General features: G+C 59.9%; 21 protein-coding genes. All 21 read left to right on the forward strand.

Annotated elements, in window-relative coordinates:
• Positions 1 to 116: 116 nt before the first annotated feature.
• Positions 117 to 824, forward strand: coding sequence for a hypothetical protein (locus G365_RS0118770; protein ID WP_019647083.1), 708 nt, complete (start codon positions 117 to 119; stop codon positions 822 to 824).
• Positions 821 to 1,579 carry a VirB8/TrbF family protein gene (locus G365_RS0118775; protein ID WP_019647084.1) on the forward strand — a complete coding sequence of 253 codons (759 nt, stop codon included), beginning with the start codon at positions 821 to 823 and terminating at the stop codon, positions 1,577 to 1,579. Before G365_RS0118770 ends, G365_RS0118775 begins: the two co-directional genes overlap by 4 nt.
• A complete protein-coding gene (locus tag G365_RS0118780; RefSeq protein ID WP_019647085.1) occupies positions 1,576 to 2,661 on the forward strand; it encodes a TrbG/VirB9 family P-type conjugative transfer protein in 1,086 nt (361 codons plus the stop codon). The genes G365_RS0118775 and G365_RS0118780 overlap by 4 nt, the downstream gene beginning before the upstream one ends.
• Positions 2,658 to 3,758 (forward strand): TrbI/VirB10 family protein, encoded by a 1,101-nt coding sequence (locus G365_RS0118785; RefSeq protein WP_019647086.1) that lies wholly within the window; start codon positions 2,658 to 2,660, stop codon positions 3,756 to 3,758. The genes G365_RS0118780 and G365_RS0118785 overlap by 4 nt, the downstream gene beginning before the upstream one ends.
• A 2-nt stretch (positions 3,759 to 3,760) precedes the next feature.
• On the forward strand, positions 3,761 to 3,946 hold the full coding sequence (locus tag G365_RS0118790) for a hypothetical protein (RefSeq protein WP_019647087.1): 186 nt from the start codon (positions 3,761 to 3,763) through the stop codon (positions 3,944 to 3,946).
• Complete coding sequence (locus G365_RS24005) at positions 3,943 to 4,683, forward strand: hypothetical protein (RefSeq protein ID WP_155976385.1); 741 nt, start codon at positions 3,943 to 3,945, stop codon at positions 4,681 to 4,683. The genes G365_RS0118790 and G365_RS24005 overlap by 4 nt, the downstream gene beginning before the upstream one ends.
• Before the next feature lie 15 nt (positions 4,684 to 4,698).
• Complete coding sequence (locus tag G365_RS0118805) at positions 4,699 to 6,972, forward strand: hypothetical protein (RefSeq protein WP_019647089.1); 2,274 nt, start codon at positions 4,699 to 4,701, stop codon at positions 6,970 to 6,972.
• An 11-nt stretch (positions 6,973 to 6,983) separates the two neighbouring features.
• Positions 6,984 to 8,006 (forward strand): ATPase, T2SS/T4P/T4SS family, encoded by a 1,023-nt coding sequence (locus tag G365_RS0118810; RefSeq protein WP_019647090.1) that lies wholly within the window; start codon positions 6,984 to 6,986, stop codon positions 8,004 to 8,006.
• Positions 8,003 to 9,814, forward strand: coding sequence for a type IV secretory system conjugative DNA transfer family protein (locus G365_RS0118815; RefSeq protein ID WP_245554786.1), 1,812 nt, complete (start codon positions 8,003 to 8,005; stop codon positions 9,812 to 9,814). Before G365_RS0118810 ends, G365_RS0118815 begins: the two co-directional genes overlap by 4 nt.
• Complete coding sequence (locus G365_RS0118820) at positions 9,801 to 10,103, forward strand: hypothetical protein (protein ID WP_019647092.1); 303 nt, start codon at positions 9,801 to 9,803, stop codon at positions 10,101 to 10,103. Before G365_RS0118815 ends, G365_RS0118820 begins: the two co-directional genes overlap by 14 nt.
• Positions 10,100 to 10,507 (forward strand): hypothetical protein, encoded by a 408-nt coding sequence (locus G365_RS0118825; protein WP_019647093.1) that lies wholly within the window; start codon positions 10,100 to 10,102, stop codon positions 10,505 to 10,507. The genes G365_RS0118820 and G365_RS0118825 overlap by 4 nt, the downstream gene beginning before the upstream one ends.
• Positions 10,504 to 10,923, forward strand: coding sequence for a hypothetical protein (locus G365_RS0118830; protein WP_019647094.1), 420 nt, complete (start codon positions 10,504 to 10,506; stop codon positions 10,921 to 10,923). The genes G365_RS0118825 and G365_RS0118830 overlap by 4 nt, the downstream gene beginning before the upstream one ends.
• A gap of 3 nt (positions 10,924 to 10,926) precedes the next feature.
• The gene (locus G365_RS23295; protein ID WP_019647095.1) at positions 10,927 to 11,529 is read left to right on the forward strand and encodes a DUF6012 family protein; all 603 of its coding nucleotides are present in this window, start codon (positions 10,927 to 10,929) and stop codon (positions 11,527 to 11,529) included.
• Between the two features lie 12 nt (positions 11,530 to 11,541).
• Entirely contained in the window at positions 11,542 to 11,784 is a 243-nt protein-coding gene (locus G365_RS0118840; RefSeq protein ID WP_019647096.1) for a hypothetical protein, read from the forward strand.
• Positions 11,777 to 14,011, forward strand: coding sequence for a zincin-like metallopeptidase domain-containing protein (locus G365_RS22390; protein WP_019647097.1), 2,235 nt, complete (start codon positions 11,777 to 11,779; stop codon positions 14,009 to 14,011). Before G365_RS0118840 ends, G365_RS22390 begins: the two co-directional genes overlap by 8 nt.
• 127 nt (positions 14,012 to 14,138) lie before the next feature.
• Entirely contained in the window at positions 14,139 to 14,531 is a 393-nt protein-coding gene (locus tag G365_RS22395) for a ribbon-helix-helix protein, CopG family (RefSeq protein WP_019647098.1), read from the forward strand.
• Positions 14,528 to 17,407: a TraI/MobA(P) family conjugative relaxase gene (traI, locus tag G365_RS23300; protein WP_019647099.1), complete on the forward strand. Its 2,880-nt coding sequence runs from the start codon at positions 14,528 to 14,530 to the stop codon at positions 17,405 to 17,407. Before G365_RS22395 ends, traI begins: the two co-directional genes overlap by 4 nt.
• A 716-nt stretch (positions 17,408 to 18,123) precedes the next feature.
• Entirely contained in the window at positions 18,124 to 19,407 is a 1,284-nt protein-coding gene (locus tag G365_RS0118865; RefSeq protein ID WP_019647101.1) for a hypothetical protein, read from the forward strand.
• Between the two features lie 66 nt (positions 19,408 to 19,473).
• Complete coding sequence (locus tag G365_RS22405; protein WP_019647102.1) at positions 19,474 to 20,376, forward strand: DNA adenine methylase; 903 nt, start codon at positions 19,474 to 19,476, stop codon at positions 20,374 to 20,376.
• Between the two features lie 316 nt (positions 20,377 to 20,692).
• On the forward strand, positions 20,693 to 20,854 hold the full coding sequence (locus tag G365_RS24010; RefSeq protein ID WP_019647103.1) for a hypothetical protein: 162 nt from the start codon (positions 20,693 to 20,695) through the stop codon (positions 20,852 to 20,854).
• A gap of 147 nt (positions 20,855 to 21,001) precedes the next feature.
• Positions 21,002 to 21,547, forward strand: a complete 546-nt coding sequence (locus G365_RS0118880) for a hypothetical protein (protein WP_019647104.1) — start codon at positions 21,002 to 21,004, stop codon at positions 21,545 to 21,547.
• The last annotated feature ends 428 nt before the right edge of the window (positions 21,548 to 21,975 follow it).

A 21,975-nucleotide genomic window follows, 5' to 3' on the forward strand; every position in this document is an offset into this window, starting at 1 on the left:
GGCGCGGTCAACCGTGATACCGAGTTGCCCAAGAACGGCACCGGCAGCGACGAAATGAAAATCTCGCCCTGCGCCTGCCAGCCGATCCCCTTCAACTCACGGGGGTTTGACTGGTCATGAACGACACCAAACCCACCCTCATTCTGCCGTTGAAAACGGTCAGGAACGTTCTGGAAACCGGCCCGATGGTCTGCGGCCTGATGATCCTGCTGATCTCCGGCCCTGACGCGGCGCTGGTGATGACTGCGGGCCTGCTGACGGTCGGAGTTTTCAGCAGGCCGGAAACCACAGATCGGGTCACAGGTCGCCTGCTTCAGGACCACCAGATTATGTTTGTGACCACGCTGATTTTCTTCTCGGCCCTGATCTGGATCCCCTTCGTTGCTGGCGCAAACGTAGGGATGCCGGACTGGCTCGCCGTTCGTAAGGCTTTCTTCTTTCAATTTTTCGGGGGGCTGCTCTCCGGGCACTGCATCAAGCTGTCTGACGGACTGCACTCACAGGGACAGCTTCCAGAAAGAGTAGACCCCGAAGGCAACCGATACAGCGAGCATCGCAAGGCGGATCTGCCAGATCCCGCCATAGACGTATTTCCCAAGGAGGCCAAGAGCCACGATGACGAAGGCGAAAAGCCAAAAGTCACCAGCCAGATCGGACCATCTGTCACTAATTTCAAAAAATCCCGGCTCATCCGTGTTGCGCATTTCCCGTCACGCCTCCTGTCGTTCTTCAAATCGCTGAACCGCACCAGCCGCCTCATGGTGATTGGCTGCCTCTATACCACACTTTATACGGGTTACATGTACATCGGGGGGCTGTCATGACCTCCCTGAAAGATCGCGTTCTGGCCCTGCGGGACCGCGCCCGTGAGGCCCGGCAAAAAAAGGCCGGCATCGCTGCCGACACCACCCCGCCCCGTCGTCACGAAAGCGTGGTGAACGCGGATCCATACGCCTTCGCCACGGCCTACGCCCGGCAGGCGTGGCTGCTGCGGCTGTCCACCATCACCAACGTCGGCCTCTTGGCCACCGTGGTAGTACTGGCCAACGCCATCGGGGCGATGAGCCCGCTCAAAAGAACCGAAGTGGCGTTGGTCCGCACCTACGGGCCAGACGACAAGCTCTATAAGGTCGAGCCCATCACCGAAGAGACTGAAGGCTTCCAGCTCTACCTCGAGAGCATGGCCCGCCAGTACGTCCGGCTGGTTCTGGAAATTGATCCGGTGACGCAGGAACAGCGCCACAAAGAAGCGGCCTTGATGAGTGATGGCCGCTGGTGGAAGCGGTTCCGCAAGGATTTCCTGAACACGAAGGAAATGGCCGAAACGCTGGAAAGCGGCCTGATCCGCACCATCAAAATCGAAACGGTGACCACGGTTCCCGGCATGACCGCTGACCGGAAACTGGTCGTCGATTTCACGGAAACCGACACCCTCAAGGGCAAGGTCATCAGCACCAAGCGGAAGCAAGCCTTCCTCGCGATGGAAACGCGCCCGCAGTCGGTGCGGGCTGAAGACCTCTACACCAACCCCCTCGGGGTCACCGTCAAGGAACTTGTCCTGAAGGAGCGCCCGGCATGACACGGACCACCCCCATGAAGAAACTGATCCTCGCCGCCGTCAGCGCCATTGCGCTGACCGCCGCCGCGTCGTCGGCCTACGCCCAGACCGCCCGCAACGCTGGCCCGGCCCCGGTGCCACCCAATCAGCAGCAGCCCGCCACCGCTGCGGCTCCTGCCGCTGCCGCTCCGGTCGGGATGCCACCCCCTGCCTCTGTGATCTGGCAGGCGGGAAATCAGCAGGAAGGCATCTACGGATACCTCGAACGTCCGCGCTCTGCCGGTCAGGTGCAGCAGATCTGGGATGAAGCAGGCACCAAGGCCGGGATCTACACCGTCGATGCCTGCGCTGACTGCTCGTACAAGGTGCAGGTCCGGGAATGGATGGTCACCACCATCGAACTCCCGAAGGGGGAAGTGATCGAGAGCGCAGATCTGGGCGACCAGAAGGGCTTTCAGGTCAGCCAGCGCGGCAAGAACCGGCTGGCCGTCCGCCCGGTCGGCCATGGCTATGATACCAACCTGCTGATCTACGGGAAAAGCGGGGCCATTTACCCCGTTTACCTCCGGGCCATCGGCTTCAACGCCCTCGATATCACCGACTTTGTTGTCCGCATTCAGGGCACCGTGTCGATGCCCGAGGATACCGCCGATATGGCCGTCCCCGGGATTTCGTCCGACGACAAGGGGAAGGCCACCGGCAACACCCCGGTCAACGCCAAACAGGCGGCGGCGTCCGGTCTGGCGCAGGCTTTCGCCGGGACCAGCCCGCAAGCCTCCCCGGTGCAGGACTTTGTACAGGATGCCCCCTTTGACCCCAGCAAGCTCCGGGGCTGGGGCCAATACAAGCTGTCCGGCAACGACGACACGATGGAACCCGATACCGTCTATCGGGATGACCGTTTCACGTACATCAAATATGGGGACAAACGCTGGACCCAGAACGAGCTGCCGACCGCTTACGTCGTCGTGGATGGCATCGACGAGCTGGTGAATACCCGCGTCATGGGTGACACCTACGTCATCGAAAGCACCCGCCCGAAGATCACCCTGAAGAGCGGCGAAAGCTACCTGTGCATCACCTACAAAGGGGGTGATGCATGAGCCTCGTCTGCGATATTGCGCTGGCGGTCGGGCTCACTCTTTCCGGCCATTGCATCGAAGCGGTCAAAGAAGTTCCGCCGGATGCCCTGCCGCAGAATGACCCTGCGGCATGGTCGCTGCCGGTGGCCCCTCCCCCGCCGCCAGCACCGCCACCGGTTTTCCCGCCAGTGGTAATCCGGGAGGCAGCCCCGCCGCTGCCTCCGCCTCCCGCGCCTGCCCCCCCTCCCCCGCTGCCAGAACCGCCCCCGGCCCCGGAGCTGGTGCCGGATCCGGTCGCGGAAGGGATCAAGGCGATCTGGTCCCGCCAGACCGGCGCGGCGGCCATGCTGGCCAGCGCCCCGGCCAGCCTGCCTGCCGGGGGTCTGCTGTCAGCGGTGTCAGCCCCGGCGCTGGGGCCGGTTGGCAAGGCCGGGGGTGATCTCGGCCCGCTGACCCCACACAAACCGGCTGAATACCAGTCGGAGCGCAGCGTATCGAGCCAGCCGGTCGATAACACCCGGATCCTGACGGCCGACCGCTATGTGGTCGGCATCCTTGAAACGTCGATCAACAGCCAGATCGGCGGGGACCAGACCGGCACGGTGATTGTGCAGACGGCCCGCGACGTCTACGGCTACCACGGGCGCAAACTGCTGCTGCCCAAGGGCAGCCGCCTGATCTGCGACTACAAAGCGCCGGAGGATATCGGCTCCTCCCGTCTCGCCCTGTCGTGCAAGCGGGCGCTGATCGCCGGGCACCGTGCCGAAATCCGCAACCTGGACTCTCTGCTGATTGACCAGCAGGGCCGGGCTGGCACGTCCGGCGAAGTCGATAACCGCTTTTGGGAGCGGTACGGCACCGCTTTTGTGCTGACCGGCATCAGTACAGCAGTGCGCTACGCCACCACCGTCACCCAGACCACCGACAAGCAGGCGACAGCGGCCCAGCAGTCCCGCGACAGCGGCGCACAGGAACTGTCAACCCGTCTGGGCGAAATCAGCGCCAACGTCCTCGAACGGACGATGGACCTGAAGCCGATCATCACCGTGCCGCAGGGCACCCGCATTCACATTCGGCCCGACAAGGACTGGTACGTCGCACTCCCGGAGGGAAGCTGACCATGATCCCACTTTTTACCCTGATCGCCGCCTCGGTTCTGGCTGTCGGAACCCCGGCTTCTGCTCAGACGCCGGGCTCTCCGGCCCTCACCGCCAGCATCAGCCGGAACGGTCAGCCGGTGGCCTCGTCCACCCTGCACCTGACCGCCACCGGGGATCGCTCTGACGGCAGAAAGGATCTTCCATGAAGAAATCATCTATTCAAATTTCGAATGGCATTGATCAGGTAATCAATCTGTCCAGTCCTTTGAACATATTGATAAAGAAAAAATCCAACGATGATGACAAATCCGATCATAATAAGCCTCATCTTCGGTTTTTTGTTCAACGGGTCTTCCGTCCTGCATTTTGGACAAGGACCCTTTGCATCGCTGGCTATGGGTTCATTGCACACGTGGCATTGGATCAATTTCGCCATTTGATTACCCTTAATAATAGTTCAAAAACAAATACTCCCTCAAAGGGGGAGCACCCGCCCATCAAAACACATCCCGATGACTGGAAAAAGGCCCCCATTGAGGCGCAGATCCGGCCACTGGTTGACAGCCTCAGACTCCGTGGGATCACAACCGTCGCCTCCTGCGCCGGTCATTCCACCCGACCGTCTACCCCCTATGTCCTGTTCCGCTGCACAGAAGCGGAGGCATGGGAAGTGCAGACCATCCTCCATGACCTGTACCTGTCAGACCGGACACACCGATACTGGAGCCTTGATGCCCGTTTCAGTCCAGACGGTGTTCTCCAGTACTGCCTGACCGCATCATCCCTTGAAAATCTGGACATCGGCCTTCTGGACATCGGCCTGCGACGGCTTTGGCATTTCTGGATCCGCCGCCACCGGATTGACCATGACCTTCAAGCCATTGCCTCGGCCCTGACGCCGACTGTGGCGTCGGCCATCCCTCTCTCCAATCTCTCCACCTGAATGAGGCATCTCATCATGCAGACCTCTCTTTCTGCACGTCTGTTTGCCGTGTCCGTGCTGCTGGCAAGTAGTACGGCCCTGACCCCGGCCATCGCTCAGACCGCTGCCGGAACCAAAGCCGCTGCTCCGGTCGACGGCCAGACGCAGACCGCACCCCAGCCCGGCCAGCCCGGCCAACAGCCCGGAACGATGGATGAGCTGAACGCCATCGTGAAGATCCAGAGCCGCCCCAAGGCGGCAACAACGCTGCCGGAAAATCAGCCGGTGCAGCTGGACCTGTCGCTGGTCAACGTCCCCGATGTGCCCAAGCTGCTGCTGGAAGGCGTCACCGGCAATGCCTTCGCCCGCTACGTCGAAGTGGACAAGAAGCTGGTGGGCCAGATGGTGCTGGCCGGTGTGTCGAAGAACGGCAAGATCGAAGCGCTGGATACCAGCAAGTTTGCGGCCCAGTTCCCGCTGAAAGCCACCACTCTCTCGGCAGAAGAACCGGTCGTCATTGAAGGCGACAAGGTGCAGCTGATTGAGGCCCTGAAGCGCCTGCAAGGCACCGAAGAGGAAAAGAAGAAGGAGGAGGAGGAGAAGAGCGAAAACAGCAAAACCTCCTCGATCTCCAACGGCAACGGCTCGGCGAACCCGGACGCCGCAGGCTACACCACACCCTCCCCCGGCACCCTGCCGGAGGAACAGCCGGAGCCCGCACCCGCCACCACCGTTGAGGTCGTGGAAGACGGCTGCAAGATCCGCATTGATCTCGGTCAGAAGATGGCCATCCAGCAGAACAAGACGGTGACGGTCACCGATGGCCAGCGCACCGAAACCCCGTGCGAAGACGGCGGCACCCGCTATGCGTTGCAGGAGAGCTTCCTCAACTGCACCTATAAGATCGACACTGAAGGCATGACCGCCACAGCCCGGAAGCGGCTGTATTACCTCGATAAAGAGGGAAACCCGGTGCAGGCGCAGGACTGCACCGAAGATCCTGAAAAAGTCTACCCGATCCGCGAAGACGTCGCGGCCTGCCCGATCCTGCTGGATTATCCGGCTGGCAAGGCGGTGCCGCAGGCCGTACAGGTGTATACCAATCACCTGAACGCCCGTGTACAGCTGCCCGGCCCGTGCGTGGACTCCAAGACCGTTGCGGCTGTGCCGCTGGTACCGACCACCGACGGCTGCACCATCCGCCATGATTTCGCGGGTGGCAAATCCACCCAGCAGGGCCGCTATACCTACAGCCTGAACAACGTGCTGTACGACGCTGGCTATTGCTCTGACACCGAGACCACCTATCCCCATACGGTCGTTTATGACGACGCGGCAGGGGGCAGCATCTGCCCGGCCATCATCCGGCAGGATACAAAAAAGGTCGTCCGCCAGTACCGGACCCGCATCACGGTCGGGGGCATCAGCCAGTTTATCAACGACTGCACCCCGGACAGCAGCCAGCTCGATCTCTACACCACGCAGGACGGCTGCGATGACCCGTCCACATGGGCACATGATCTGTCAGCGGGCGTGTCATACGAGAGCGTCCGCGACTACTACATGCGGAACGGAAAGCGCGAATACATCAACCTGTGCCACACCGGCACCCAGACCTATCCGCACGATATCACGGCAGCGGGCTGGGAATACAACGACGGCCAGCGCACCAGCCTGCAAAAGAGCCGCGTGGCGATTACCGGCCCTAAGGGCGAATACGTGATTGCCGCCAGTACCGTACTGCCGGGCACCGCAGCTATCCCTTATGAGTATATCGGGCAGAAGGTCACCCGCACCGGGGTCAGCACCTACGAAGGCTGCACCGCATGGCGTGAGACGGCCAAGGCCGATCAGTATAAGCGCCCGGACGGATCGACCTACAACCTGATCCTTGGGGTTGGGACCGCCGAAAACGGCGGTAACGTTTGCGACAAGGTGCAGCTGGCCACGCGGACTTTTGTCGTCGGATTGTATCGATTCTATTCGGACGGTCCTTATGGCTGTGACCGTGAGGGGAATAGCTGCGGTCCGGCCCCGATGATTACCTATCAGTATATGCGCCGTGACGCCGGGCGTTTTGCTCAACAGAACCGCGAAACCTCAGCGGTAGTCGGCTACGTGATCGAATGGACCGCGTCACCACGGATCGCCGAAACATACGAGGTCGTCGGGAAATATAGCTCGTTTAACTATCCGGGCACCGAAATTTACCGCGATGCCTATTGGGCCGTGAACACCAACCAGTGGTCAGCGGTGGATGCAATGGGGTCCTCCTCACAGCTTAGCTCCCCGCCCACGGCGGGCTGGTAAGGGTGCTGGCCATGAACGCAGTTCATTCCCTTCAACCTCAGACAGAAGGAAGCCCGGCGCAAGCCGGGCTGGCCCGGATACGGCCCGGTTCCCGTCTGCTGGACCCTCTGCTGGCTCCGCTGTCTCGCTATTACTCCGATCCGGCGACGGTCGAAATCCGCATGTCACGCCCGGGCGTAGTGGTGATCGACCGGCGCGGGGAGAAGAAACACTCTGTCGAAGATCATGCCCTGAACCGGGCGGCGGTCGAAAAGATCGCCAAATCCATCGCTAACCGGATCGGCACGGCCTTTGACGGCAACCAGCGCGTCAAGTTGTCGTGTGTCCTGCCCGGGCCGGAAGGGCACCGGTTTGAATGTCTGGTCGGCAATTCGGTGCAGTCGGAACTGTCGCTTGCCATCAGGTGCAAACATCCGTTTGTGCCAACGTGGCAACAGTGGGGCGTCTCAGACGCCCTGCGCGATTACCTCCTTCAGAAGGTGACAGACGGGGCAAACCTGATCGTCTCCGGGGCCACAAACACCGGCAAGACCACCCTCTTAAACCTGCTGCTGGCCGGGATCCCCGATCATCGGCGGGTGGTGGCCTGCGAAGATACACCCGAACTGCACATTCAGCGGTTTTGGGATGGTGTCGGCCTGCTGGCAGCCCGTGAGGAGGGTACCGGCTCCGGCATGGTGACGTGGAGGGGACTCTACGATCACATGATGCGCATCACCCCGGACAACATCCTGTTTGGGGAAATCTCGACACAAAACGCATTTGCCGCCCTGGCGGCCCTCAACAGCGGCGTGACCGGTTTCATGTGTACGATCCACGCCGAAAGCCCGTGGCAGGCCATCCACCGGAAATTTACCCAGAATATCAGCTGGGCCGGGGGCCAGATGGCCGATATCCCGGAATTTCTGGCCGATCTTGTTGACGTGGTGGTGCAGATCAAACGCTCAGACGACGGCTATCGGCGCATCACCGACATCTGGGAAGTCAGAAATGACCGGCACGTCATGAAAGACGGCAAGGAGACATGGTCATGATCATGGACCGTATCCTTGAAAGAATCATCTTTATCGCGGTGGTCCTGTCATCATGGGCCGGGCTGCTCGGCCTGTGGTGGGTTCAGATCGGCTTTGATCCCAGCGATATCAAATGGTGGAAATGGCTGATCGCCAGCCTGAACCATCCGGCAGGCTTGCCCCAGCCGATGGTCTGGGCGGCGTGGGGCTGGCTTGCCGGGGGTCTGGTACTGTTGATCATCGCCATGGCGGTGATGCGGCAGGCCCGCAACCGCACCATCAGCGGCGGGTTCAAATCCAACGAACTGCACGGGACGGCCCGATGGGCAACGCATGAAGACGTAAGGAAGTATGGCCTGCTGTCTCCGACCGGGGTGGTGGTTGGTGGCTGGAAACAGGGCGGCAAACATCACCAGCTCCGCCACGATGGCCCGGAGCATGTGATGTGCTTCGCGCCCTCCCGATCCGGTAAAGGGGTGTCGCTGATCCTCCCCACCCTGCTGTCATGGAAAGACAGTGCGATGGTGCTCGACATCAAGGGTGAAAACTACGCCCTGTCTGCCGGGTGGCGGAAAAGTCTGGGGCACCGGATTCTGAAGTTTGACCCAACCGCCCAAATTGGCTGCGCCCGCTATAACCCGCTGGCGGAAATCCGCCTCGGCACCGGGCGGGAAATCGCAGATTGCCAGAACGTCGCCGGTATCATCGTCGATCCAGAGGGCAAGGGGTTAAAAGACTTCTGGATGAAGGAAGGCTGGTCGTGGCTGTCCACTGCCATTCTGCATGTGGTCTACCGGGTTCACCTCACCGACAACCGCAGGGCCAGTCTGGCTGATGTCCGGTCTTTCATGTCGAAGGCTCCGCCAGTTGAAACCGGAGCGAACGGCGAGGACGCCCCGGACTATACCGCCATGTTCGCCGCCAGCTTTGAAAGTCTGCTGGTTGAAATGCTCAATTTCGACCATCGGAACCCGGTGATCAATCAGGCGGTGCAGGACGGCATCGGCAACATGCTGAAAAAAGCCCAGTCCGAACGCTCCGGGGTCCATTCTTCGGCAGTGACCGGGCTCGGTCTGTGGGCTGACCCGCTTGTCGCCGCCAATACCGGGCATAGTGACTGGATGGTGAACGACCTGATGAACGGCGACAAACCTGCGGCGCTCTATCTGGTGGTGCCACCATCTGACATTGAACGCCTGCGCCCGCTGATGCGAATCATGGTGACACAGATTGTCGGCCGACTGACCGAGAGCATGGCCTTTGCCGATGGGGCCTCGGTCAAAGGCTACCGCCATCGCCTGCTGATGCTCCTCGATGAATTTCCGGCCATTGGAAAGATCGACGTTCTGGAGAAAGCCATCGCATTTGTTGCGACATACGGAATCAAACTTTTCGTCGTTGTGCAGGATATGGTCCAGCTCCATTCGATTTACAGCAAGGACGAAGGCATTACCGGAAACTGTCATGTCCGCGTGGCCTTTGCGCCTAACAATTTGGCTACCGGGGAATACCTGTCGAAACTGACGGGCAAGACCACGGTCATTCAGGCCAAGCGGTCGCGGTCTGACAAGTCGGTATCAGACGGAGTGCAGGAAACCGGTCGCCCGCTGCTGACCCCAGACGAGGCCATGTGCCTGCCCGGCATCCGCAAGGAAGGTGACAGGATCATCCCCGGCGAGGTGCTGACTTTCATTGCCGGACAGAACCCGATCCGGGGCACCCAGTATCTCTACTTCCAAGACCCTGAGCTTCTGAGCCGGGCCAAGATTCCTGCCCCGACCCCGGAAGACGCGGCCAGAGAAAAGGAGGCCACCAATGCCGCTGTATAATCCGAAACTCCGGGCGGCGCTGGCCCTGCTGCACTGGACGGCAGAAACCGCCCTGCGCCTGATCTGCGTCACCGCCGCGTTTGTGTTGGCCCTGCAATGGGTGGCCCTTGGCTACACCGAAACCGGGGAACTGCCGGTGCGGAAGATGGATCTGCTGGTGACGTTTCAGCAGATCCTGATGCTGACCCTCTGCGTCTGGGGCGTTGTGACCGTTATCCGCATGTTGGCGCGGCCCCGGCAGTCCATCCTCGGGCACTGCGTCAGCCTGTGGCGGGGGGAGCAGTCATGACCATCCCCCGCTATCACGAACAGGCTACCCACCTGCTTGGGCTGCACGGGCTGCCCCCGGACAGTCTCAACCCATGGAACCGTCAGGCGGTGGACTGGCTGGCAGCCCTGATGCTGTCGGTCAGTCCGGCCCCGGAGCGGACAGATCCTGACGCCAGCCTTCCCGCCGTCAGGCTGGCTCTGTCCGGCGGGCTGGTGAAAGCAACCCTGCACATCAACCGGCTGGCCGAAACCAGCCCGGCCACGGCCTGCCCGATTGCCGCCTACGTCCATGCGCAGGCCGTGGCAATGCAGGAAACACCGGACCTGACGCGGGAAACCATCCTGCGCTTCATCAACGGCCATCTGGCGCTGTGGGAAGACCTTCAGCAGCGCCGGGCCATGCCCAGAAAGGTCGGATCATGAAACCACTGTCTCCCACCCTGAAATCCATCGCCCGGCATATCCTGTCCATCAGCTGGTCCAGCCTGCTGGACACGATAAGCATGCTCATCACAGGGACCGGTCTGACTGCTTTTCTGGCCCTGCTTGCCTTGATCTACATTGGCTCCCCGCTCACGGTCCAGATCACCGCCCCCTCTGGCCAGATACTCCTCAGCTCCACCTCGGAAATCGTCAAATTCTTCTGGGAGTGGGCCGCTCTCTGTATTGGCGGCTGGCTGTTTTGCATGGGGATTTACATGTCCGTAACCGGACATCTTATCCTCATGACCCGCACGTTTCAGGCCATGGATGCGGCATTCTCCGATCTGATCCGGCACGTTCCGGCCCTTACCCGGCTTGCCCGACTTGCCCGGATGCGCAAAGAACGGAAGGGCTGACCCATGCTGATCCATCTGACGCCCAGCTTCTTCATAACTCGACCCGCTCCGGTCGATATCGCCAGAATTACTATCCCGGAAATCAATCTGCACCTGTCTGGTTTCGGTGAAACGGTGAAGGCAAGAACGCCATACCCCAACAAATGCATTGTTGTGGCCACGCCGCGTTCATCCCGCCGGAACTGCAACGGCCTGTTCATCGAAACCCCGGCGTTCCTGCCGGTTTTCACGGTGATCTGTCATTGGCATGTCGGAATCTTCCAGATCACCCATCAGGTGACTTACACGGTCCTTGATGCCGATCACGATGCCGTCAGTGACGACATGATGCTGTGGTCGGGATTTCAACGCTGGCCCGGCCGGATGCCCACCTGCCATGTCGCATCAATTCCGGCGAAAACGCAACCGAGGATGAGGGCATGGCAAGAGGGACCGATGTCCTCCGGTGTCTCGTCTGAGGAAGACGTGGATCCAGAGACAGGCTTGGTGCTTGAACGACGGCAGACTTTCGCCATCCCCACCCTTGAACGGGAGCGGATTACCGATCCCGAGAAGCGCCTCCCCGCACCAATGCCGCAGCTTTCCACCATTTTTCACGCCGGATAAGGAGCCTCTCCGATGACCACCTCTCTCTTTGACCAGACCGACCTTGAAGCCCTGATCGCCGCGAAAGAAATGCGGGAACACCTCACCGCTGCTGCCGCCATCATTGACCGCGACGCCGACACCGCCCCGGTGGCGGTGGATCCCGATGTGGCCGAGGCGATGGGAGCATTTGAGGAAGACGCCCTCAGCCCGGAAGATGCGCTCGACAGCCTGTTCTTCCCCCACGGAACTGAGGGGGAAGATGGCGATGAGTAAGCGCAGACAGGACACCCCGCCAAAGGAAAAAGAAAACTTCCGTGACCGGGTGGTGGCGGAAATGATCCGTCACATCGAGGCGGGCACCGCCCCATGGCAGAAACCATGGAAAGCCGGGGAATACCGCGAAGCCCCGATGAATCCCACCACCGGGAAGGCATACCGGGGGATGAATGCCTTCTGGCTGGAAGCCAACGGCTACGCCGATCCCCGGTGGATGACCTATAAACAGGCACAGGGTATCGGCGCACAGGTCCGCAAAGGGGAACAGGGCTGGCCGATTGAATACTGGCAATATTATGAGACGAAACCGATGCTTGACGAGAAAGGCAAGCCGGTTCTGAACGAGGACGGGCAGCCCAAAACCGTCACCGCCGAACTGGAGCGGCCCCGCGTATTCCGGGCCGTGGTGTTCAATGCCTCCCAGATCGACGGGCTGGAACCCTATGTCGCGAAGACGCTGGACCCGACCTTCCAGCCGGTGGCCGAGGCGGAAAAGCTGCTGGCTGGCGGTGGGGTGGAAATCCGCCACGACCAGAACAACCGGGCATTTTACAGCCTGTCCACCGACCGCATCCATCTGCCGCCACGTGAGGCGTTCCACGGGACGGAAGAATACTACGCCACCGCCCTGCATGAGCTGGCCCACGCCACCGGCCATCCCAGCCGATTGGACCGGGATATGGGCGGCGGCTTTGGTTCGGAAAACTACGCCAAGGAAGAACTGCGGGCGGAAATGGCTGCCTACATGGTCAATACAACGCTTGGTCTTGGCCATCACCCGGAACGTCATGCCGCCTATGTCGGCAGTTGGTTATCGGCGCTGAAAGAGGACAGGAACCTGTTGTTTCAGGCCGCCCGTGATGCAGAAACCATTCAGACATGGATCTCCCAGCCCGAGCTTCGCCCGGAACTGCGGAAATCCGTTGAGGCCCGGCAGAGCATGACCCAAGCCCAGCAGAACGAACAGATCCCGTCCGCCCCGGAAAAAGAGCCGGCCTTTTCTGCGGCGGCAGATCCGCAAAAGCCGGAACGGGTTTTTCTGGCGGTGCCCTATGCCGAAAAGGAAGCCGCCAAGGCTGCCGGGGCAAAGTGGGACCCCAGGGCGAAATCGTGGTACGTCGGCCCGGAAGGAAACCCGGAGCTGTTGCAGAAGTGGGCACCGACCGGCCAGCAACTCCGCCAGCCGGAACCGCTGGACCCCTATGCGGAGTTTGCCAAGGCGGCGCAGCAGGCCGGTCTGCAAATCGACGGCCTGCCGGTGATGGACGGCAAGTGGCACCGCGTGCCGCTGGAAACCGACAAACCCGGATCGCTGGGGGGAGCCTACAAGGCGTTTCTGGATGGCAAGCCCGCCGGGCTGATCCGCAACTATCAGACCATGGCAGAGCCGGAAAAGTGGGTGATGACCGGACACCAGCTGTCCCCGGCAGAACTGGAGCAGATGAAGGCCACGGCTTCCGCCCGCGAAGCGCAGCGGCGGCAGGAGCTGGAAGCGCAGCAGACCGACCGGGCCAAGGTGGCGGCGCATATCCTGTCACAGGGCAAGCCGATGACTGACAACCCTTATCTGAACCGGAAGCAGGTGCAGGCACACGGCCTGCTCCGACATGAAGACGGATCCGTCATGGTGCCGTGCAAGGACGCCGCCGGGGAGCTTTGGAATATCCAGTTCATTAAGGACGACGGGGAAAAGCGGTTCCTGAAGGGCGGGAAAATGGACGGCCTGATGCACCGGATTGAAGGAGACCGCAGCGGCCCAACCGTGATTGCCGAGGGCTTCGCCACCGCAGCCAGCATCCACGAGGCCACCGGCCTGTCGGTGGTGGTGGCCTTCAACGCCGGAAACCTGCCGAAGGTGGCGCAAGCCCTGCACAGACAGGATCCGTCCACGCCGCTGGTGATCGCGGCGGATGACGACTTCAAGACGGAGCAGAAGCAAGGATTCAACCCCGGACTGGAAGCCGCCACGCAGGCAGCCACCCTGACCGGGGCCAAGATGATTCAGCCCCCGTTCACACAATTTGAGCGAGAACAGGGGCGGACAGACTGGAACGACTACGCCACCGCCCACGGCAAGGCTGCTGTTGCCAAGGCTCTGGAAAACCTTGGGGTTATCAAACCCAAGGAACAGAGCAAAGAGCAACAGCAAAGCGCCAATCGCGGCCTGTTGCGGACTGCCGCCCTGAAAGTGGCGGTGAGTGCCAGCAACGCCCTGAGCCGGTAAGCCGGTGAGCTGACACGTTACCCGGTGGCAGGCTGTGCCATGCCTGCCGCCCGCCTCGGGGCCGCCGCCTCTCTCGCGCTGGCGGTGGCCCCTTTTTTCACCCCCCATACAGAACAGACGCAAACCGATGCCGTCACGGAAGCCTTTCGCAAAGGTCCTGCTGGACCCGGAGGACGAAACCCGCCTCAACGAGCTGTGCGCACAGTCGCGGCTGTCGCGGTCGCAGGTGTTCCGCCGCCTGCTGCACAATCTCCCCCTGCCCGCCAAGGGCACCTTTGAAGGCTGGGACGCCATCACCGAGATGATGAAAATCAACGCCGATCAGGCCCGCCTTGGCAACCTGCTGAAACTGGCCTTGGCAGAAGTGGATGTCCCGGCGGATCTGCTGGCGCAAATCCGCGCCCTGAGCGGTGACATTGCCGAGACGCAGGCTCTGCTGAAGGACACCGCCGTGGCCCTGCGGGGTCAGTTACAACCCCGCCGGAAGAGCGGCGGGCTCGGAGGCGACGACAACACATGATTCCGAAGAAAATCCTGAAAGATCCTGAGATTGCCGATGACTTCACCCGCTTGGGGGAGTACATCAGCGCCGCCCCGGAGACAGGCGAGAAGCTGGACAGGTTCTGGATTGCGAACTGTGGAGCCGGAGAAACCCTTGAGGATCTTCCGGCGGCGCTGGCCGAGATTGAGGCCATCCGCCAGCAGAAGCCCGAAATCGAAGACAAGACCTATCACATGATGGTGTCGTTCCGGGACAGTGACCGCGAAAAGCTGACCGATGAGGTCCTGAAGGACATTGCGGCCGAGTTTACCAAGGCCCTCGGCTTTGAAGACCACCAGTACGTCGCGGGAACACATATCAACACCAACCATTTCCATATGCACCTTGGCATCAACAAGGTCCATCCGCAGACCCTGCATGTGAAGACACCCCGCCGTGACTTCAAGACGCTGGAACGCGTCGCCCGGAAGATGGAACGGAAATACGGGCTGGCGATTGACCGTGGCATGTCTGACCGGGATCTGACGCAGGCCCCCGGCCTGTCGCCTGCTGCCAAGAATCATGAAGCCCGGACATGGGAGCAGTCCTTCCAGCGCTGGATGATCGAGAACCGCGACACCCTGTTGCCGGAAATCCAGAAAGCGGGAACGTGGCAGGCCCTGCATGAAGGACTGGCCCGGCACCGGGTGCAAATCAAACAACAGGGGGCCGGGCTGGTCTTTGCCACCGCAGACGGCCAGCAGACCATGAAGGCCAGCGCCTTTGACCGGTCATGCAGCAAGGGAGGGCTGGAAAAGCGGCTGGGAACGTTTGAGCCACCCCGGCAGGAGCTGGCCCTGAAGTCTGAGGCAGAACCACAAATACCCCGACAGGATCCTGTCGGGGTATTGACGCCACCGACCGGCAAAGGCTACCGCCCGCGCCCGCTGGGGCGCACCACCGGCACCGCTGCCCTGTGGGGCCGTTACCAGCGCCGCCGCCGGGCAGCGCAAAAGGATGGCGTTTTGGACCGGTCTTTACGGAGCTGGTTCGCCTATGTGGTGGCGGAAGCCTACCGGGATCCGGTGGCGGCAGTGATCCTGATGGCTCAGCAGGAAATCATGAACGCCGTGATCGGTAACGGCGGCATGGTCGATCAGGTGCTGGACTTCCGTCCCCATCCTCGGGTGCGGATCTCCGAGGCATCCCTGAGAGCGGTACAGGTGTGGCGGGAGGCAGCCCCATGGCGTGACGCTTCAGCCCGTCCCGCATGGGCTGAGGCAAAGGGTGTGATGGGCGGCGTCAAGGTAGACGACAGGGGCAATCTGGTTGTGCCGTTCCGCACCCCGGAGGGTCGGATTGAAGGCGTCCGGCTGGTGGCCGAAGATGGCCGGACGCTGGATATCGGCCCCGTCAGCCGAAGCAGTTTCCACCTGATCGACCCCCGGCGGATGGTGGAGCGCGCCCGGGCCGACCGGAACGATCACGACCGGGTCACATCCCCGGTGCCGGTGCTGATCGTAAGCGATTATCAGGGGGCGGTGACGCTGGCACAGGCCACCCGTCACCCGGTGGCGGTGGCCCGGTCAGCACAGGATCTGGATGCTGTGGCCGAGGCGCTGAAGGCCCAAGGCATCAGCCCCATTGTGGTTGACCATGAGCACACCCAAACCGCCCGGCCCGGACGCCTGATGATCCCGCGTGATGCCAAGGTGTCGGATCTGCGCTCCCTATCAGCGGCAGTGCTGGGGGATCAGGCACAGGCGCTGTGGGATACCGCCAAACCTGCCGGGCGGGACAGTCCGGTTCTGGCGGCGCAGGGCGTCCAGTCCTTCGGCTGCCGCGAAGACGACACGGGCAACCTGCTGGTGCCCCTGCGCACCCTGTCCGGTCGGCTGGAAGGCGTGGCCCAGATCAGCCCGACCGGCACCCAGACGCAGATCCGCAGCCGAAAGGGCGAACAGGAGCCTCTGGCCTGCCTGATTGACCCCGCCCGTCAGCTCGGATCCGGCGGGCCGGTTCTGCTGGCGCAGTCCTACATGACCGGGGCCGCCCTGCACCGGGCAACCCGCCTGCCGGTGGTGGTGGTGGTGGCGGATCCGGGCGGATGGCAGGCCACCGCTGAAGCCGTTAAGGCCAAATGGCCCGCCTCTGCCGTGGTGGTGGCGATGGATGACACCCCGGCCAACCGGGATCAGGCCAAGGCAGCGGATCTGCCGCTGGTGGCCCCGGTCAGCACGTCCGGGCGTCGGGTGTCCTATACCGACCTGACCCCGCCGAAGGCGGCAGAGACGCTGCGCGATACACTGGCCGACGCCACCAAGGACGCGGTGTGGCTGGAATGGCGTTCCGGACGGACCCCGGAGCGCACCGATCACCCGGTTATGGAGGTCGGCACCTTCCGGCGCGGGGCACGGATCAGAGAGGATGGAACCATCCTTCTGCCCCTGCGGAATGAGCATCAGCGGCTGTCCGGGGTAATGGCGGTGTCAGCGGATGGCGAGGTGCTTCACACGCTGACGGACCACAGGGGCCCAACCCCACAGGACAGACAGGACAAGGCCCCGGCCCCGCTGTCCCATGTTGTCGGCGGGTTCGCCAAAAAGGGCGATACCGGCCCGGTGATCGTCGCCCGCACCCCGGCGGAAGCGGTGGCCCTACACCGGGAGACGACGGCAACCGTGGTGCTGGCGCGAACCCCGGCTGATGCAACAGCCCTTGCTGACCGCCTGCGCGGACATAACCGGCGCTGTCTGCTGGCCGGACAGGATCTAAAGGTACCGGAGCTGAAGGGCTTCAGCCCACCCCCGGCCAGCCGGAAGAAGGTCCTGCGGCAGGCATTGAGCGCCGCCGCCCTGCCGATGCGGCAGGAGCGAACCAAGACGAAACAGCATGGACAGGGGATGGATCTGTGACGACAGGGGCTGTGTCAAAACCCGATCAAAGAATCTGTACCCCCCAGATCCGCGAGAATTTATGATCACAGCAGAAAAAAGGATGACAAAACCACATGAAAGTCAAAAATTCAGAATCTCACATTTGCATAGGCGCCTATTTCATGTAATATATTGTATAAATTTTAGATAATTCACGATAATTGCATAATTTATATTCAACAATATAACACCATCATATACTTATTTATATAAAAGAACAGTCTAGGTGTTTAGTCCCAGCATGTGATGGTGTAAAACTATCCCCATCACAGTGGAGGGATTTATGGGCCAGGTTCTCCATGGCAGCGCCAAGACCACGCACGCCGTTCGAATGGCGCAGTCCTACATGATCGGGCAGCCCTGCGCCTAGAAATTTGCTCTCTGGTCGCGATGGCGATGAATGACACCCCGACCAACCGGAAGCAGGACAAGGCACCAGAGACACTGCCCGATGTGCTGATCGAAGCCACTAAAGACGTGATGTAGCTGGAATAACGCCCCAGACGCCTCAGCCCCCCCGGCAAGGTTCCTTTCGTCCTCATCGCAGCCGAGCGACAGGACGGTGTCCGAAAATCGCTTTAATGATCATTATTTGACGATTTATCGTTTTGCATGTAAACGCCATGCTCCATGCAACTTGACGTTCGCGCCGAAAAAGGTCGTTCATCGGCAGCTTGCCTAGGGGAGTCATTACAGTGACCGAGTTCATCGATGTCCCGATCAACCGAATTTTCCTCTGCCTCGATAACCCGCGACATGAGCCGATGGAGGATGAGGCACAAGCGATCGAGTATCTGTGCAAAGAGGAAGACGTTTACCCGCTTGCGCGGGATATTGCCAAATTCGGACTGAACCCTCTGGAAAGATTTGCTCTTGTTGCCGAGGTCGGCAAGAGCGGCGCTCGACAGAGCTATTCCGTGCCCGAGGGCAATCGCCGCATGTGCGCGATAAAGTTACTCAACGACCCCGACTTGGCGCCACCCAGTCTCAGGAAATCCTTCGAGAAACTTTCCCAGACCTGGACGCCCATCACAGAGGTGCCAGCGGTCGTGTTTGACACTAAGGAAGACGTGTGGCATTGGCTCGACCGCATCCACATGGGCCCTCAGGGCGGCATAGGTCGGAAGTCATGGAATCCAGAACAAAAGAGCCGGTATGACGGTGGAAACAAGAACAAAGCAGCGCAAGCGTTCCTCGACTACGCGCAAGCCGAGGGGATGATCACGGCGGAACAGAGAAAAGACAAGCTCACCACGACCCAGAGGTTTCTGAGCAATACCACTTTCAGAGAGGCACTGGGGTTTGACCAAAGCAATCCTGACATTGTTGGGCGGACGCGACCAAAGGAAGAATTCGACCTGTTGGCGAGAAAGTTTGTCGAGGATCTGATTGGCAATAAAAACGTCACTTCTCGTATGAACAAAAACCAGATCATTATCTATGCCCGCCAGATCGGTGCGCTGCCCGGCGTAACCAACACGCGGGTCACGACCGAGACGCTCACCTCGGAGCCCATCGACAGTAAGGGGCCAAGCAGGCGTCGAAAGACACCCAAGACACCCGAGAAAGCAAAGAAAGTCACCTATGAGGATGCCATTTCACGGGCGTTGGAAGGGCTCGGCAATGAAAAACTTCAGAGCCTCTACTACTCCATCTGCTCGATAGAGTTGGAAAAGCACACGCCCATCGTGTCGGTCGGCGTGTGGTCGTTCTTTGAAAGCCTGACGGCGTGCGCCGGACGGATTGAGGGTGTCAGTTTCGACAGCTTTCTCAGCAAGGCCAAGCTGACCTCCTATAGTCTCGGGGGAGACTCCAAGTCCATGATGGAAGCTATTGCCCGAATCCGAGCTTACGGCAATACGACAAAACACCATAAGGTCTCCGCCACCTTCAACGGAGATCAGCTAAATAACGATATGACGGCGCTGAAGGACGTGATCCTGAAATGCATCGAAGAGGCGGTGCAGAAGGCGACTTAATTTACTGGCCGCCAACACCTGACATTGATACAATCTCAATGAAATCAGGGATAACAGGCGTATCTCATGGCGACTCCGACCTCACCCCTTCGCTACCCAGGCGGCAAGCTCTGCTTGCTGGACTTGGCGTCCTCCATTCTACGACTTAACGGTCTTGAGCGAGGGCATTACGCCGAGCCGTTCGCCGGTGGCTGTGGCTTGGCGTTGGCGCTACTCTACGGCGGGCATGTCGCGGACATCCATATCAATGACATCGATCCCTTGATCTGGTCATTCTGGAAGTCTGTCTTGGATACCCCTGATGATTTGATCGAAAAGATCAATGAAACTCCCGTAACAGTCGAGGAGTGGCGGACACAACGAGAGATCCAGCTTCACCCAGAGTCTCACAACACCCTGAGCCTGGGTTTCGCCGCATTCTTCCTGAATCGAACCAGCCGTTCCGGGATCATATCTGGTTCGGGCATAATCGGTGGATACAACCAGACGGGAAACTATAAAATTGACTGTCGATACAATATAGATAACCTTTCCCATCGCATTAGGAGAATAGGGAAGTACCGGGACAGAATTCATTTGTACAATATGGATGCCCAGAATTTCATTAAAGCCATGGGGACCGAACTTCCTGAAGACACTTTTTTTTGCATTGACCCCCCGTATTACAAAAAAGGGGCGGAGCTTTATATGAGTTTCTACACGAACGATGATCACGCTGGCCTCGCCGCCGACGTGATCGCTCTTGATCGTCCGTGGATCGTGACTTACGACAATGTGCCTGAAATTCAGGACCTCTACAAAGAACGTCGGCAATACCAGTTTGACATAAATTACTCCGTTCAAACAAAACGAGTTGGAACAGAAATCCTTATTGCATCGAAGGATTTACTTCTTCCGAAACATTTGACAGATCGATTGGTGAATGCGCCCGAACCGTGCAGCGCAACCTTTTACAAATGGCGGCCTTAAGGTGTCGGAAGCCCGACAGCGTAACTTCGCCCAAGACTCTACTTACGGCTGGAGGAAATTTCCCAAGGGAGGTCAACCTTTGTCTGGGGGGGGGGGCGGCGCAATCATCCTACAAATGTAAGAAGCCCTGATTTTTCAGGATTCACAATTTTTAAATTTGCATTTGCGTAACCATAGATGGTATAGTGATTTCGATGATTTCCGAACTTCGGGGGTCGGGGCGGGTTCGAATCCCGCCGTCGTGTTAGCACTGATCGCCGTTCTTATAACCTTGTTCGTCCTTAATTGGGCGGCACATAGTCTTAAGGAGGCAACCATGGATAAGTGTAAAAAGTCTGAGAAATCGAAGTCCAAGACCTGTACGATGAAGCGTCTGCTTATTAACCTTGCGAAACCAACTGCTTACTTCTTCGATATTTTAGTGGCGATTGGTGCAAGTGCGATGGTGACGATGGCAACTCCGCTCCTGATCCATTGAAATGGGGCTGCTTTGATGCAGCCCCATTTCCTTTTGGTGGCCCCAATCAGCCCATCCGGGTGGGGGTGCCTTATACCGACCTGACCCAGCCCAAAGCTGCCGAAGTGTACGGACAGATCCTTGGGTCCCCCTGCGCAATGAGCATCAATGGCGGTATCAGCTGATGGCGAGGTCCTTCATACGCGGGGCTCAACCCAACAGGACAAGGCCCCAGCCGCGCTGTCGCATGTTGTCGGCGGATTTGCCAAGAAAGACGACACCGGCCCGGTGATCGTGGCCCGCACCCCGGCGGAGGCGGTGGCCATGCACCGGGAGACGACAGCAACCGTGATGCTGGGACAGCCCCCGACTGATGCAACAGCCCTTGCGGACCGCCTACGCGGACAGCACCGGCGCTGCCTGCTGGCCGGACAGGATCTGAAGATGCCGGAGCTGAAGGGCTTCAATTCACTCCTTGCCAACCAGAAGAAGGCCCTGCGGCAGGCATTGAGCGCCGCTGCCCTAAGGCCAAGCAACGCGAACAGGGGATGGATCTGTGACGACAAGGATAGGATCAAAACCCAATCAAAGATTTTCTACCGCCCAAACCCGCGAAAATGCGGAGTTATGGCGGAGAGAAGGAGGACAAAACCACATGCAAATCAAAACCCGATCAAAAAATTCTGGATGTCCCCAGATACAGATTCCGACTAACACTATATCGCGAAAGCCATAATGCCAATACGGGTGGTTTCATCCCTAATCCCGGAAAAATTACTGGGACAATTCGAGGTAAGACAATCGAAGAATTGGATAAGATGGATATCTGAAGGAGCTTCACCGTCTTTCTGAACAGTGACGAATACAAGCGTATGATAGAAAATACATATGCCCTTCAGCATAAGGTGATCCAGCTTCAAACGGAACTCCTCAACCACTGCCGTAGTGCACCGCCGCATAACCCCCGCTCTGTGGGGGACTCCAGACCAGAAAAGCCGCCCCGGATTCCTCCGAGGGCGGCTTTGTCATGTCCGGTGCGCAGCTCATTTTACCCCCCGTTGAGCGTATGCGAATAAGGGCAGGACGCGAGGTGGTACCACCTCGCCTATCCTGCCAGTTAGACGACAGAGAAAAAAACCAAG

It is taken from the genome of Novispirillum itersonii subsp. itersonii ATCC 12639, from assembly GCF_000381985.1.
Lineage (GTDB): Bacteria > Pseudomonadota > Alphaproteobacteria > Rhodospirillales > Rhodospirillaceae > Novispirillum > Novispirillum itersonii.

What these genes read in the sequence shown, in the direction of transcription:
- G365_RS0118770 (WP_019647083.1), top strand. Translation starts at nt 117, where the DNA reads ATGAACGACACCAAACCCACCCTCATTCTGCCGTTGAAAACGGTCAGG.
- traI (WP_019647099.1), top strand. Translation starts at nt 14,528, where the DNA reads ATGATTCCGAAGAAAATCCTGAAAGATCCTGAGATTGCCGATGACTTC.
- G365_RS0118830 (WP_019647094.1), top strand. Translation starts at nt 10,504, where the DNA reads ATGAAACCACTGTCTCCCACCCTGAAATCCATCGCCCGGCATATCCTG.
- G365_RS0118840 (WP_019647096.1), top strand. Translation starts at nt 11,542, where the DNA reads ATGACCACCTCTCTCTTTGACCAGACCGACCTTGAAGCCCTGATCGCC.
- G365_RS0118815 (WP_245554786.1), top strand. Translation starts at nt 8,003, where the DNA reads ATGATCATGGACCGTATCCTTGAAAGAATCATCTTTATCGCGGTGGTC.
- G365_RS0118805 (WP_019647089.1), top strand. Translation starts at nt 4,699, where the DNA reads ATGCAGACCTCTCTTTCTGCACGTCTGTTTGCCGTGTCCGTGCTGCTG.
- G365_RS0118880 (WP_019647104.1), top strand. Translation starts at nt 21,002, where the DNA reads ATGGCGGTATCAGCTGATGGCGAGGTCCTTCATACGCGGGGCTCAACC.
- G365_RS0118820 (WP_019647092.1), top strand. Translation starts at nt 9,801, where the DNA reads ATGCCGCTGTATAATCCGAAACTCCGGGCGGCGCTGGCCCTGCTGCAC.
- G365_RS24010 (WP_019647103.1), top strand. Translation starts at nt 20,693, where the DNA reads ATGGATAAGTGTAAAAAGTCTGAGAAATCGAAGTCCAAGACCTGTACG.
- G365_RS23295 (WP_019647095.1), top strand. Translation starts at nt 10,927, where the DNA reads ATGCTGATCCATCTGACGCCCAGCTTCTTCATAACTCGACCCGCTCCG.
- G365_RS22405 (WP_019647102.1), top strand. Translation starts at nt 19,474, where the DNA reads ATGGCGACTCCGACCTCACCCCTTCGCTACCCAGGCGGCAAGCTCTGC.
- G365_RS0118825 (WP_019647093.1), top strand. Translation starts at nt 10,100, where the DNA reads ATGACCATCCCCCGCTATCACGAACAGGCTACCCACCTGCTTGGGCTG.
- G365_RS22390 (WP_019647097.1), top strand. Translation starts at nt 11,777, where the DNA reads ATGAGTAAGCGCAGACAGGACACCCCGCCAAAGGAAAAAGAAAACTTC.
- G365_RS22395 (WP_019647098.1), top strand. Translation starts at nt 14,139, where the DNA reads ATGCCGTCACGGAAGCCTTTCGCAAAGGTCCTGCTGGACCCGGAGGAC.
- G365_RS0118790 (WP_019647087.1), top strand. Translation starts at nt 3,761, where the DNA reads ATGATCCCACTTTTTACCCTGATCGCCGCCTCGGTTCTGGCTGTCGGA.
- G365_RS0118780 (WP_019647085.1), top strand. Translation starts at nt 1,576, where the DNA reads ATGACACGGACCACCCCCATGAAGAAACTGATCCTCGCCGCCGTCAGC.
- G365_RS0118810 (WP_019647090.1), top strand. Translation starts at nt 6,984, where the DNA reads ATGAACGCAGTTCATTCCCTTCAACCTCAGACAGAAGGAAGCCCGGCG.
- G365_RS0118785 (WP_019647086.1), top strand. Translation starts at nt 2,658, where the DNA reads ATGAGCCTCGTCTGCGATATTGCGCTGGCGGTCGGGCTCACTCTTTCC.
- G365_RS0118775 (WP_019647084.1), top strand. Translation starts at nt 821, where the DNA reads ATGACCTCCCTGAAAGATCGCGTTCTGGCCCTGCGGGACCGCGCCCGT.
- G365_RS24005 (WP_155976385.1), top strand. Translation starts at nt 3,943, where the DNA reads ATGAAGAAATCATCTATTCAAATTTCGAATGGCATTGATCAGGTAATC.